Below are 12306 nucleotides of genomic sequence, written 5' to 3'. Positions count from 1 at the left end.
CTCGACGCCCAATAACGCACCCGAAGGATTGTTACTGTCGTTTCCGCTCGACTTGCATGTGTTAAGCCTGCCGCCAGCGTTCAATCTGAGCCATGATCAAACTCTTCAAATAAAAGTTGTTTGCTCAAATAAATCACTGAATTAACGTAGTGTTCACTCAGGACAATTTGAAGCGAATTTTTTGTCGCTTCACATCTCGTGAGTGCCCACACAGATTGCTTGATAACTTGTTAAAGAACGTTGCTTCGTTACCGAAGCGAGGTGCGCATTCTACGCTTTCCTCATTCCCAGTCAAGCCCTTTTTTGAAGTTTTTGACCGGTGGTTGCGAGCGCTGTTTCCAGCCTCTCAACCCTGACCCGCTTCCACCGCAAACCCTGTTGCGCCGTGCCGTGTCAGTGGTGGCGCATTATAGGGAGCCGAGGATTTTGCGCAAGGCTTTTTTGAAGAAAATATGAAAAAAGAATCCGTTCGTACACTATTCAGGCGAAACACCCTAAAAGTGGCTATTTATCATGCGACTTTGGTCGCGCTCAATATACTTTTCCGCCCAGCCGCGCAATAATTGAGCGACAATCTAGTTGTGCGATAAATAGAGACTCTAGCTATTACAGCTATGCCTCATAGTAATCAGGGAGCATGCATGAGCATCAAGACTTATCAAGGAATCTTACCCGAACTGGCCGACAGCGCGTGGGCCGATGACAGCGCCGTACTCTACGGCGACGTTAAACTAGCCGACGACGTTAGCATTTGGCCATTAGTTGCCGCGCGCGGTGATGTAAACCGTATCCGTATCGGTGCCCGCACTAATATCCAAGACGGTTCAGTGCTGCACGTCACCCGTACCAGCGAAGGCAACCCCGAGGGTTATCCGCTTATTATTGGTGAAGACGTCACCGTGGGTCATAAGGCGATGCTGCATGGCTGCCAGATCGGCAATCGGGTATTAGTCGGTATGGGTGCCATCATTCTCGATGGCGCGGTCGTTGAAGACGATGTGATCATTGGCGCTGGTAGCTTAGTGCCGCCCAACAAGGTTCTGCAATCAGGCTTTCTCTATATAGGTAGCCCGGTAAAGGCCGCGCGCCCACTCAGTGATAAAGAGCGCGCCTTTCTACCCGCATCTGCCGCCAACTACGTAAAACACAAGAATGAGTATAAACAAGAGCACGGTTAACCTGCCGCGCTAAGCGTGACTGTTGGTGCTTAGCCTACAGCACCACCGCGCCGGAGGTATCGTAATCTTCGGCGTCGATACGCTGCTCGATCAAGTCCTCAATATCGAACTGTACACTGTGGTATGCCTCGAGCAGGGTTGCCTCATCATTAAGCGGTAGGCCAACCATATGTTCCAGGGTTGCCTTGCGCACAGCACATTGGACCTTGGCTCCGCCCACCTGCGCGCTGAATTCAATTCGCTGTTCAACTGGCTGCCAATGTTGGTCATCGCTGATGATAATCCCTTGATTCATACTCGCTTCCGCCTTTTTACTTGAACTGAACTGCGCGGCCTCTAACATGAGGCTGAGAAAAACCCTGAGTTATCCACTCAGGTACAGGCAAATTGTGTGCGGCTTTAATAAGGAGTGCAAGTGGACCAGCAACAGATTGAGTGGCAACAACAAGGTTTTGATGAACTCTCTACCCATGAGCTGTATCAGATAATGATGCTCAGGGAGGCGGTGTTTGTGGTCGAGCAGGACTGCCCCTACCAAGATGCCGATGGACAGGACCTACACGCCATTCACCTTAGCGGCTGGCAACAGCAACAGCTGCTCGCCTATGCGCGGATCTTCGCCCCCTCCCAAAATGGGGAGCAGCAGGGCGCGGTAAAGATAGGCCGGGTGGTAACCGATAGTAGCCAGCGCCGCTTGCGCTTGGGTAGCCAACTGATGCAACAGGCGGTGGATTACTGCGATCAGCAATGGCCAGATAGCGCCATCGTCATCTCAGCCCAGTCGCACCTACAAGGCTTCTACCAGCGCTTTGGCTTTGTCGCCTTTGGGGAAGGCTACCTGGAAGACGGTATCCCTCACCACGGGATGCGACGCCCGGCAAGTGGTGCCTGAGCGATCTACCCAAACAACCTCAAGATGCTTGTTCGGGTATCAATCCTAAGCGCTAAGGTTACGACGCAACTCGCGCAGAACCTGACGGGCACCGGGGCGGATCCCGCGCCAGATGGCAAAGCTCTCGGCAGCCTGACCCACCAGCATCCCCAAACCATCAACGACCTGATTAGCACCTTGCTGTTTGGCCCAGGCATTAAACGGGGTGGTTTGGTTGGCATACATCATGTCGTATACCCAAGTGTCGGCTTTTATTAACTCAGGGGAGATGGCTGGTAACTGGCCACTAAAGCCAGCCGAGGTTGAGTTAATGATCAGCTGGTAATCGTCTTGTGCCTCAGCGAAGCCGCAGGCCTTGACTGCGCCGAACGGGGCAAAGATCTCCGCCAGTTGCTCAGCCTTGGACACGGTGCGATTAGCAATGGTCAGGCTCTCTGGGCCACACTCCAACAGCGATTGGATCGCACCACGTGCCGCGCCACCTGCTCCTAGCAACAAAAGACGCTTGCCTTCAAGACACCCAAACTGCGATTGCAGGTCACTGACCAAGCCCGCGCCATCGGTGGTATCTCCAAACAACACACCGTCATCGGTCAGCTTTAGGGTGTTCACGGCCCCGGCGAGTTTGGCGCGCTCGCTATGTTGCTGCGCCATACGGTAAGCGTCTTCTTTAAATGGGGCGGTGATATTGCAGCCTTTACCACCGTTTTCTAAGAACTCGCTGAGTGCCTGCTCAAAGCCATCTACTGGCGCTTCAATCGCGCTGTACTCCAGCTGCTGCTGCGTTTGCCGAGCAAACAGGGTATGAATAAATGGGGATTTTGAGTGGGTAACCGGATTTCCGAAAACAGCGTAGCGATCCATCACAAACCTAATGACACGTTTAAAAGGGCCCCTAGCTTACCAAGCCACGGGCAGCGCTGCTACGTTATCGAAAGCCTACCCATGTAGGTAGCTAGTCGTCGTCAACCACCAGATCGTTGCTGTCGACATCGTCCGCACTATCGTCGCTGGTGCTGGTGTCGTCGGCCGCGGGCGCATTCTTCGGCGTGGACACCAGGCCATGGAAGCTTTTCCTGCCGGTTAGCTTTTTATACTTCAGCCAAACCTTTTCTTCGGTAGAACTAGGCTCTCGCTCGCCACGACAGACGCTAATAAAGATCTGCTCAATCTCATCGATGGGATCGCGCTGGGCTTCATCCAGCTCTTTGAAGGCATATCCGCTACGTTCCAAGATATCGGCTTCTTTGATGGTAAAGGCACCGCTGCGGGAGAACCCACGACGAAAATGCTTATCATCATAGAAACGGCGCTTAGCAATAAACGATGTGCTCATAGTGTTTAGCTCAACGGTTGAATACAGGGCTAGCCAGTGACTAGTAAATATTTAATCCAAAGATTGCCACTCGGCAAGTTGATAACTTAAAAAATCTTTGGCCAGTATCCAAGCCGTTGTTTTTAGAATTTTTTGTTACAATTCAGTGAGCTAGTCAATAGTGAGCCAATCACGCGGGCGTAAGTAATCGCTGTAAAGCCGGGCCTCGGGCGAGTTGGGCTCTGGGTTCCAGTCGTAGCGCCACTTCACCAGCGGCGGCATCGACATCAGAATCGACTCGGTGCGCCCACCCGATTGCAGGCCAAACAAGGTGCCACGGTCGTACACCAAGTTAAATTCCACATAGCGCCCGCGACGGTAGAGCTGAAAATCACGCTCGCGCTCGCCATAACTCAGTGCTTTGCGCCGCTCGACAATGGGCAAGTAGGCTGGCAGAAAGCCATTCCCCACAGCCTGGGTAAACGCAAAGCACTGCGCAAAGCCATCTTGGTTCAGGTCGTCAAAGAATAGCCCGCCCACCCCGCGCGTTTCGTTGCGGTGCTTGAGATAGAAGTAATCATCGCACCAGCGCTTGAACTCCGCATAGCGTTGCTCGCCAAAGGGCTGGCATAGATCGGCAGCGACTTGGTGCCAGTGCACGCAATCTTCTTCGAAGGGGTAGTAAGGGGTAAGGTCGAAGCCGCCACCAAACCACCAGATAGCCTCTTCACCGGGCTTCTCGGCGATAAAGAAGCGTACGTTAGCGTGGGAGGTTGGTACATAAGGGTTGTTCGGATGAATGACCAGCGATACCCCCATCGCCTCAAAGCTGCGCCCGGCCAATTCAGGGCGCTGGGCGGTGGCAGAGGCGGGCATCTGCTCGCCGGTTACATGGGAGAAGTTGACTCCGGCCTGCTCAAACACCGCACCACCGGTTAGCACACGGGTATGCCCTTCGCCGCTCAAACCGCGATGCTCTGCAGGGTCGCGCAACCAATCATCATGAAAAAAGCGCTGCTGGCCGTCGGCTTGTTCCAAGGCCTCACAGATCTGTTGTTGCAGGGCAAGCAGGTACTGTTTTACCTGATGTTTGTCGACGTGTTCCATGTGTATCAAATCCTGTTAACGCTTAGGCCCGAAAAAGTTTCCCGGAGAAGATATCTTTGATCTGGCTAGGTTGGTTGGCGCCTCCCAGTGGCGCATCCCATACCCAGTGCACCCCATCCAAACAGGCCGCTTCGCTGGCGGTTCTGGCGGGCTCTTCACCGCTGTAGTTAGCCGATGTCGAAACAATGGCCGTCTCCAAGATGCCACACAACTGGCAAACCCCGGGATGGCGAGTCAGACGCACCGCCACCGTATCAAACTGGCCACAGATCCATTTAGGTAGCTCAGGCCCTGCCGGCACCACCCAGGTGGTGGGTTGCTCCGGTTTACTGGTCAAACGGCGCATCGCTTGGGCATCAAGCTTAGAGAAATCCACCAAGCCTTCTAGCTGCTTGGTGTTACCGGCAATCAGGATCATGCCTTTTTCCACCGGGCGAGATTTGATGGCGAGGATGGTCTCCACTGCTTGCTGATCGCGCGGGTCGCAGCCAAGGCCGAATACCGCCTCGGTGGGATAGGCGATAACTTCGCCCTGCTCAACGGCAGCAGCAATCGCGCTTAGGTCTTGAGTTACTTTTGCTACCACTATGCTTTCCCTCTGATAAGTGTGTGCACCAAGATGAATTGTGTCGCAGCGGCAACCACAACCGACGGCCCGGCCGGCGTGTCTTGGTACCAAGACAGGCTTAAGCCAAGTAACACAGCAAAACCGCCAAACAGTACTGCCAAACCGGCCATCTGCTCGGGCGAGTGGGCCAAGCGGCGAGCGGTAGCTGCGGGAATCAACAACAGCGAGCTGATAATCAACACGCCCACAATCTTCATGGCGATGGCAATCACCAGCGCCAATAGCAACAACAGCAAGGCGCGCAAGGCCTCGACCTTAACCCCTTCGGCTGCCGCTAACTGCTCGTTCACCGTCGCCGATAACAAGTTGTTCCATTGACTGGCCAAGATGGCGAGCACCACCGCGCCGCCGCCCCAGATCCACCACAGATCGGCATGGGTCACCGATAACAGATCGCCAAACAGGTAGGCCATCAGGTCGACCCGAACGTTGTCCATCAGCGCCACTACCACCAAGCCAAAGGAGAGGGCCGAGTGGGCCATAATCCCCAGCAAGGTATCACTGGCCAGCTGTTTGTGGCGCTGCAGGCTCAGCAACACCAAGGAGAGCAAGGCGCCACTGAGAACCACCGCCAAGGTCAGGTTAATCTGCCACCACAGGCCAAGGGCAATGCCGAGCAGTGAGGCGTGGGCCAAGGTATCGCCAAAATAGGCCAAGCGGCGCCACACCACAAATGAACCCAGCGGGCCAGCGACCACCGCAATACCAAGCCCGGCCAACAGTGCATTGATCAAAAAGCTATCAATCATCATCTTCGCCTTGGTCTACCCGATGATCGTGGTCATCGCACTGATGGTGATGGGTGTATACCGCCAACTGCTGCTGCTCATTTTGGGCGAACAGGCGAGCGAACTCGGGGTGCTTGGCGACACTCTCTGGCGCGCCTTTACAACAGATATGATGATTCAAACAGATCACTTGGTCGGTACCGGCCATCACTAAGTGCAAGTCATGGGAAACCAGCAGTACCGCAAAATTCATCTTGGCGGTGAGCTCGGTAATCAGCTGATAGAGCTCCACCTGGCCACTGATATCAACCCCTTGAACCGGCTCATCCAACACTAGGAGCTGCGGCTCGCGCAGCAGTGCCCGCGCCAACAGAACCCGCTGCATCTCACCGCCGGATAGCCGCGCCATCTGGCGCTTGAGTAGGCCATCGATGGCCAGTAGGTTAACCACCTCGCGCAGCTTGGCTTTGGCGCCATTGTTAGCCAGTCGCAGGAAGCGCTCGGCAGTTAACGGCATGCCTTCGTCCCATGCGATCTTCTGCGGGACATAGCCTATCTTTAGCTTGGGCGCGCGGGTAATCACACCAGAATCGGCGTTCAGTAAGCCTAAGATCACCTTCACCAAGGTGCTCTTGCCTGCGCCATTAGGGCCAATTAAGGTAGTGATTTCGCCCTGATTCAGTTCCAGCGAGATGTTGTCCAACACCCGCCGCTGATCAAAGCTGAGGCTGACCTCAGAGAGTGAGAGTAAGGTTGCCAATCCCGGTCCTTTCTAAATGAGAATGGTTTACAAAAAAGCGCGTTATTCTATATCAAATGTTACACTAGCGCGAAATTTAACCCCAGAGGAAGCCCCCACCATCATGATAAAACGGCTATTCACTTGTTTTCTGGTCGCTTTTGCTTGTCAATCCAGTGCTGAACCGGTCATCTTGACCTCGATAAAACCACTGCAGTTACTGGTCACAAGCCTTTATCAGGAGCAAGTCAGCACAGATTATCTGGTGGACCCACGCTTCTCGCCCCACGATTACGCCTTGCGTCCTTCCGATATTCGCAAGCTACGCCGGGCCGATCTGATTATTTGGGTGGGTGAAGAGTTAGAGCCCTACCTCGGTAAACCGCTCGATCATTTTCCCACCCCGCAATTGGAGGTGATGGCACTCTCCGACATCACGCTGCGGGCGGCCGCTCAGCAATACGATGATGGGCATAACCACGAGCTTGACCCGCATGTATGGCTGGATATCGAGATAATGCAGCGTTTAGCTGAGCGCCTCACCGAGAAAGTGATACAGCTGGAGCCAGAGAACGCCGAGCTACGTCGCGCCCAACTGGCCGAGTTCTCCGATCGCCTGGCCACTACCGAACAGCGACTACAGCAACAGCTCAGCCCGCATCAAGAGAAGGGCTACTTTGTGTTCCACGATGCCTATGGCTATTTCGAAAGCCACTTTGGCATGAACCGCTTAGGGGAATTTACCATTAACCCGCAGCAACGCCCCGGGGCGCGCACCTTGAGCCGGATCCGCCAGCAGCTCAGCCAGCAGCAGGCACACTGTATCTTTGCCGAGCCTCAGTTTGATGGGGCGATATTGCGAGGGGTGAGTGAAGAAACAGGCGCTCAGATCGGCATGCTCGACCCGATGGGCCTGGCGATTGAGGCCAACGCCGATGGCTATTTCGCCTTTCTTGAAGCAATGGCGGACGACTACCTGGCCTGCCTGGCGCTCAACTAGCAAGCACGCCCTCACACTGCGAGGGCAAAAGGCTAGGGCAAAAGAGAGCTAGTCGGGCGAACACTCAATCGCTAATCAGATAACCCGCGAGAACTGCTGGCGACGTGCCTGATCACGGAAATACACATCAAAGCACATGCAAATGTTGCGGATCAGCAGCCGCCCTTTGTTGGTCACCCGGATAGCGTGGGGTAGCAGCTCCACCAGCTGGTCATCAGCAAAGCTCTGCAACAGCTTCAGATCTTCACTGAAGTACACACTAAAGCTAAGTCCATAGGGCTGCTCAATGGCCGCAAACTCCAGCTCAAAGTTACAGATGAGCGATTTGATCACCTCGCGACGCAGCTTGTCGTCATCGCTCAGGGTGAGGCCCTTGGTGAGTGCGTGGCCTTGCTCGTCGATCTGTTGGTAGTAGTCTTTCAGCTCACGCTGGTTTTGGCAGTAGCTGTCACCCAACATGGAGATGGAGCTGACGCCCATGCCGAGAAGATCGGCATCCCCTTGGGTGGTGTAACCCTGGAAGTTACGATGCAGCACGCCCTCACGCTGAGCCTTGGCCAGCTCATCCTCAGGCTTGGCAAAGTGATCCATCCCGATGAACTGGTAGCCCGCCTCACACAAGAACTCAATGCTGGAGCGCAGTATCGCCAAACGTTCGTTAGCCGATGGCATGTCTTGCTCTTTGATCTTGCGCTGGGCAGCAAACCGACTGGGCAGGTGGGCATAGTTAAACACCGACAGGCGATCCGGGTCGAGGTCTAGCACCCGCTCAAGAGTAGTTAAAAAGCTGGCTTGGGTTTGCTTGGGCAGGCCGTAGATAAGGTCGATATTTACCGACTTAAAGCCTACCTTGCGCGCCCGCTCCACCAGGGCAAAGATAAACGCTTCGTCTTGGGTGCGGTTGACCGCGGCTTGCACCTCAGGGTTGAAATCTTGCACCCCTAAGCTGAGTCGGTTAAAGCCTAACTTGGCCAGCAGGTCGATGGTATCAAGCTCAATCTCGCGCGGGTCCACTTCGATGCTGATCTCGGCATCTTCTGCGAAGTTAAACTGCTCGGTTAAGCTGCTAAACAAGCGAGTAAGCTGAGCGGGTTCAAGGAAGGTTGGGGTACCGCCGCCCCAGTGCATCTGGCTAACCTGACGATTGCGAGTTAGCTGGGCATGTTGGGCAATTTCCCGCTCTAGGTAATCCAGATAGATATCCGCCTTGTGCTGATGGCGGGTGATCACCTTGTTACAGCCACAGTAATAGCAAAGCTTGTGGCAGAACGGGATATGCACATAAAGAGAAAGGGGTCGCTCGGGGTAGGCGCCTAGCGCGTTGGCCAGATCGCCCTCGGAGAAGCCGTCTTTAAACTCCAGCGCCGTTGGGTACGAGGTGTAACGCGGGCCAGAATAGTTGTACTTCTCAATTAAGGCCTGATCCCAGGCAATCCCCAACTTGTCCATTATTTCTCCAGGTAGTGGCTCAGTTCGAAGTCCAGCAAGCGTTTGGCTTCATCCAGTATGCCTTGTTCCATGTCCTGCTCATCTTGCCAGCGCTTAAAGTCTTGCTGGCGACGCTGTTTAAGCGGCAGGGCATTGCGCGCTTCATGGGTCGGCAAGTCTTTCACCTTATCGTACAGCGCGAACAGAGAAGGGTAGTGACCACGCCAGTCTATCACCTGCTGGCTCTGCATAACCGGAAGCAGGTTACACAAACGGATAACCCCTTCCGACAGGCCGCAACGCTCATCTAAGATAGCCTTGGCAATATAGCGAATATCATCGGTCAAACGCTGATTGCGTTTGGCGACCGCCTGTTGAATCATCCGGCGCTGGGCAATTAAGCGCCCAACTAATACTGCAGCGTAAGCGGCCAGCCCGAGGATAATCAACGCTGCGATCAGCAAAATCACCGTTGGCATCACGAATCCTTAAAATCGTCCAGAGATGAAGCGTCGAGCGAGTCCCACAGATCGTCATCGGAGCGTTCGCCATCGAGATCGTCGTCTTCTTCCAGCAGGCCAAGCTCTGCTAGCAGTTCGCGGTGGCGTGCCAACTGGGTGTCGAGCCACTGCTGATCGGCCGCTTGCAAGGTTTCGCCTTCATCGACCCGATCGATCAGTGTGGTCAAGCGAGTATCATTCTCCAAACGCTCCAGCTCTTGTTCTGGGCTAAGAGCTTGCTCTGGGCTTAGCGCTTCCACCTTCGGCTTGGCAACTTTCTCAGGTTTAGGTTTGGCGACCACCGGCGCAGCGCTCGCCGCTGCACTCGCCGCTGCACTCGCCGCCGCACTCGCCGCCGCAACCAAAGCAATCGGCTTTTTGCTGCCCAGGCGCGGGTCGGCCTTGCCTGCGGTGCAGGAAGCCTTCTTGGCCGCTACCACATGCTCTTGTTGGCGGCTGCCCGAGCCTTTACCTTTGCCTTTGTTGGCAGTTTGGTCTGGAAGAACCCGGTTCTTTTTAAAATCGGCGTCCTTACGTATGCCGATCAAGCCGCCTTTGCGGCTCTTTTTTCTAGACATCGTTGTACTCTCTTAAATTATCAACGCTTGTTGACTAACAAGCTGGTCGTGACCGGAACAGCGCGACATCTGCGCTCACTAGTTCCAAGTCTAACTGAAAGTTGTGCGCCAACCATTCCATCGTTTGATCGCTGTAGAACGCCACATGGGTGAGATCGTTCTTATAGTGCCACTGTTTAAAACGCGTCAAACCGAGATGACGTTTAGTCATCACGCCCAGCAGTCCACCGGGCTTTAGCAAGCTCAACAGGAGCGGCCAACTCTGGCTTGGCTGGTTAAAGTGCTCGGCCACCTCGCTGCAGCTGACACAATCATACTGCTGCGTTAACAGCTCAGGCTGTTTGGCAAATAGCGGATCGTAGTTAGCCATGGCGATCCCGGCTTCGCCAAACAGCAACGACATGGCGGGGCCTGGGCCACAGCCAAAGTCCAGCCCTTGGGAGTCGGCACTGAGCCGTTGCAGCATCGGCTCCGCCAAGCGGTTTAGGAAGCGCAGGTAGCCTTGATCGTCTGGGTCGTTTTCGTGGAGCTGATATTCAGCCAACTCATCGCGCGATGACAGGTGTTGCTCAGCAGGCACAAATACCAGATCACAAAGACCACAGCGGTAATAATCGCGGCGGCGGTCTTGAAAAAAATGCTGGCAGTCGGGGCTCGCGCAGAGGCTACAAATCACGATATCAACAGACGGTCAAAAAAGAGGCGCAAGCTTACCACAGGACGTGGGTAATAAGGAGTAACAAGGGGACAAATCGTCCCCTTGAGATGTTTACACAGAAACTCGCAGCGCAGCGAGCGTTACTGGTCGCTCAAGCGGATCGCGCTAACGGTAAATTCGGTCCCCGGTTTGGCATCGCCCAGCAGCAGTGAATAGGCGCTGTTGTTGTCCTTCTTGGGCATCTTGAATCGGTAGCTGAAGCTTTGTGGCTCGATGCCCACCTCAAACTCTTCGATGAAGAACGGCGCATAGTCGTCGTAGTCTTTCTGAACGATCACCAACGCAGTGGTGGGTTGATTAGCAGAAATCGTAAACTCAACCAAATATTCTTGGGACTTCTTAAGCTTAAGCGAGGGGCGCTTGAGCTGAATGTGGTAGTTTTCGGTACCGGCCTTGTCAATACGAACGGTCGCCTCACTGGATGAAATAGCAAAGCTGGCCTCGCCATTTCCCCAGCCATCTTTACCGGCACTGACGCCTTGCCAGGCGCTCCCCAGAGTTACCTCCAGTGCAGCAACATTCCAGCTTAGCAACAGCGTGATAGCGGCGCTGATAGCACCTTTATAGATCCGATTCATAATACTCTCCTTAGCGATGTGAACAGTTACAGGTAAGCGGGATATCCCTTTTGCTTATCCACTGCCTGACTAATCTAGAAGCCAGAAGGCACGTCATCGGTGCGGAAGTTAACAATCGCCCACGCAACTGGTGAAACCACGAGAGCCATCTCACAGCAAATCCGTGATTAACCAAAAAACGTAATGCGTGTGCATTTTTTAGTCAGAAAAATCAATCTGACACAACAAAAAACGGAGCCAAGTGGCTCCGTTTTAGTCAGTAAGCAAGAGAGGAACTAGTGCAGGCCACCCAGGTACTTGGATAGGATCTCGATATCCTCATCGCTGAGCTTCATGGCGACATCGCGCATCATGCCGTTCGGGTCGTTGGCCCGTTCGCCACTGCGAAACGCGCGCAGCTGGCTATCGATGTAGCCCGCATACTGCGAGGAGACACGTGGGAACTTAGCCAGGCTCTGCCCGACACCACGCGGCCCGTGACAGGCAGTACAGGCAGCGATGCCGCGCTCGATGTCACCGCCCATATAGAGCGCTTGGCCTCGCTCGACCACTTCTTCCGGAGTAGTGTTAGGGCTCATGGTCAGCGATGCATAGTAGGCAGAAAGGTCTAGCATGTCCTGATCGCTCAGCGGCATCGCCATACCGCCCATCACGGCATTGGCGCGGCCTTCTGAACCACCACTGGTCATGCCTAACTTAAAGTCTTGCAGTTGTTTGTACAGGTAGGAGGCGTGCTGCCCCTCGAGTTTTGGGAAACCACCGGCTTCGCCTTGCTCATTGTGACAAGCGGCGCAGGAGGCTGCTTTTAGCTTACCCGCTTCGATGTCGCCAACGGCGGTTTCTGTTGGGCTTGCCGCGAGAACCGGAGTGGCGATCCCCGCCAAAATCGTGAAAACTAGGCTTAGTTTCATCTTAAC

At 54.5% G+C, this 12306-nt stretch carries 16 protein-coding genes; 3 read left to right on the top strand and 13 right to left on the bottom strand.

Annotation, left to right across the window (positions count from 1 at the left end; translation table 11 throughout):
- Positions 1-641: 641 nt before the first annotated feature.
- Positions 642-1178 (top strand): gamma carbonic anhydrase family protein, encoded by a 537-nt coding sequence (locus tag G462_RS0106320; RefSeq protein WP_026958250.1) that lies wholly within the window; start codon positions 642-644, stop codon positions 1176-1178.
- Positions 1179-1212: 34 nt separating this feature from the next.
- Here G462_RS0106320 and G462_RS0106315 read toward each other — a convergent pair whose 3' ends face one another.
- Positions 1213-1473 (bottom strand): DUF1488 family protein, encoded by a 261-nt coding sequence (locus G462_RS0106315; RefSeq protein ID WP_026958249.1) that lies wholly within the window; start codon positions 1471-1473, stop codon positions 1213-1215.
- A gap of 120 nt (positions 1474-1593) precedes the next feature.
- On the opposite strand from G462_RS0106315, the gene G462_RS0106310 reads away from it, so the two are divergent.
- The gene (locus G462_RS0106310) at positions 1594-2070 is read left to right on the top strand and encodes a GNAT family N-acetyltransferase (RefSeq protein ID WP_342664471.1); all 477 of its coding nucleotides are present in this window, start codon (positions 1594-1596) and stop codon (positions 2068-2070) included.
- 45 nt (positions 2071-2115) lie between these two features.
- Here G462_RS0106310 and aroE read toward each other — a convergent pair whose 3' ends face one another.
- The 6 genes from aroE to znuC all read right to left on the bottom strand — a co-directional run bounded on the left by aroE (position 2116) and on the right by znuC (position 6608).
- A complete protein-coding gene (aroE, locus tag G462_RS0106305) occupies positions 2116-2934 on the bottom strand; it encodes a shikimate dehydrogenase (RefSeq protein ID WP_026958247.1) in 819 nt (272 codons plus the stop codon).
- Between the two features lie 91 nt (positions 2935-3025).
- A complete protein-coding gene (locus G462_RS21900; protein WP_035476914.1) occupies positions 3026-3406 on the bottom strand; it encodes a MaoP family protein in 381 nt (126 codons plus the stop codon).
- A gap of 150 nt (positions 3407-3556) precedes the next feature.
- Complete coding sequence (gene hemF / locus G462_RS0106295) at positions 3557-4492, bottom strand: oxygen-dependent coproporphyrinogen oxidase (RefSeq protein ID WP_026958246.1); 936 nt, start codon at positions 4490-4492, stop codon at positions 3557-3559.
- Positions 4493-4514: 22 nt separating this feature from the next.
- Positions 4515-5078 carry an L-threonylcarbamoyladenylate synthase type 1 TsaC gene (gene tsaC, locus G462_RS0106290; protein WP_051326571.1) on the bottom strand — a complete coding sequence of 188 codons (564 nt, stop codon included), beginning with the start codon at positions 5076-5078 and terminating at the stop codon, positions 4515-4517.
- Positions 5078-5869: a zinc ABC transporter permease subunit ZnuB gene (znuB, locus tag G462_RS0106285; RefSeq protein WP_035476911.1), complete on the bottom strand. Its 792-nt coding sequence runs from the start codon at positions 5867-5869 to the stop codon at positions 5078-5080. The genes tsaC and znuB overlap by 1 nt, the downstream gene beginning before the upstream one ends.
- Complete coding sequence (gene znuC, locus G462_RS0106280; RefSeq protein WP_026958243.1) at positions 5862-6608, bottom strand: zinc ABC transporter ATP-binding protein ZnuC; 747 nt, start codon at positions 6606-6608, stop codon at positions 5862-5864. The genes znuB and znuC overlap by 8 nt, the downstream gene beginning before the upstream one ends.
- 103 nt (positions 6609-6711) lie before the next feature.
- Here znuC and G462_RS0106275 point away from each other — a divergent pair, with 103 nt between their 5' ends.
- The gene (locus G462_RS0106275) at positions 6712-7587 is read left to right on the top strand and encodes a zinc ABC transporter substrate-binding protein ZnuA (RefSeq protein ID WP_026958242.1); all 876 of its coding nucleotides are present in this window, start codon (positions 6712-6714) and stop codon (positions 7585-7587) included.
- Between the two features lie 75 nt (positions 7588-7662).
- Here G462_RS0106275 and hemN read toward each other — a convergent pair whose 3' ends face one another.
- The 6 genes from hemN to G462_RS0106245 all read right to left on the bottom strand — a co-directional run bounded on the left by hemN (position 7663) and on the right by G462_RS0106245 (position 12300).
- A complete protein-coding gene (hemN, locus tag G462_RS0106270; RefSeq protein WP_026958241.1) occupies positions 7663-9036 on the bottom strand; it encodes an oxygen-independent coproporphyrinogen III oxidase in 1374 nt (457 codons plus the stop codon).
- Entirely contained in the window at positions 9036-9494 is a 459-nt protein-coding gene (locus G462_RS0106265) for a DUF2489 domain-containing protein (RefSeq protein WP_026958240.1), read from the bottom strand. The genes hemN and G462_RS0106265 overlap by 1 nt, the downstream gene beginning before the upstream one ends.
- Positions 9494-10093: a Der GTPase-activating protein YihI gene (gene yihI, locus G462_RS21895; RefSeq protein WP_051326570.1), complete on the bottom strand. Its 600-nt coding sequence runs from the start codon at positions 10091-10093 to the stop codon at positions 9494-9496. The genes G462_RS0106265 and yihI overlap by 1 nt, the downstream gene beginning before the upstream one ends.
- Positions 10094-10127: 34 nt before the next feature.
- Positions 10128-10769, bottom strand: a complete 642-nt coding sequence (locus G462_RS0106255; RefSeq protein ID WP_051326569.1) for a class I SAM-dependent methyltransferase — start codon at positions 10767-10769, stop codon at positions 10128-10130.
- 122 nt (positions 10770-10891) lie between these two features.
- Positions 10892-11389, bottom strand: coding sequence for a carbohydrate binding domain-containing protein (locus G462_RS0106250; RefSeq protein WP_026958238.1), 498 nt, complete (start codon positions 11387-11389; stop codon positions 10892-10894).
- A gap of 275 nt (positions 11390-11664) precedes the next feature.
- Entirely contained in the window at positions 11665-12300 is a 636-nt protein-coding gene (locus G462_RS0106245; RefSeq protein WP_035476906.1) for a c-type cytochrome, read from the bottom strand.
- Between the last annotated feature and the right edge of the window lie 6 nt (positions 12301-12306).

It is taken from the genome of Aliagarivorans taiwanensis DSM 22990 (assembly GCF_000429505.1).
In the GTDB taxonomy this organism is placed as follows: Bacteria; Pseudomonadota; Gammaproteobacteria; order Enterobacterales; family Celerinatantimonadaceae; genus Aliagarivorans; species Aliagarivorans taiwanensis.
Note: the sequence above shows the minus strand (reverse complement) of the source record. Positions and strands in the feature narration are given on the sequence as shown.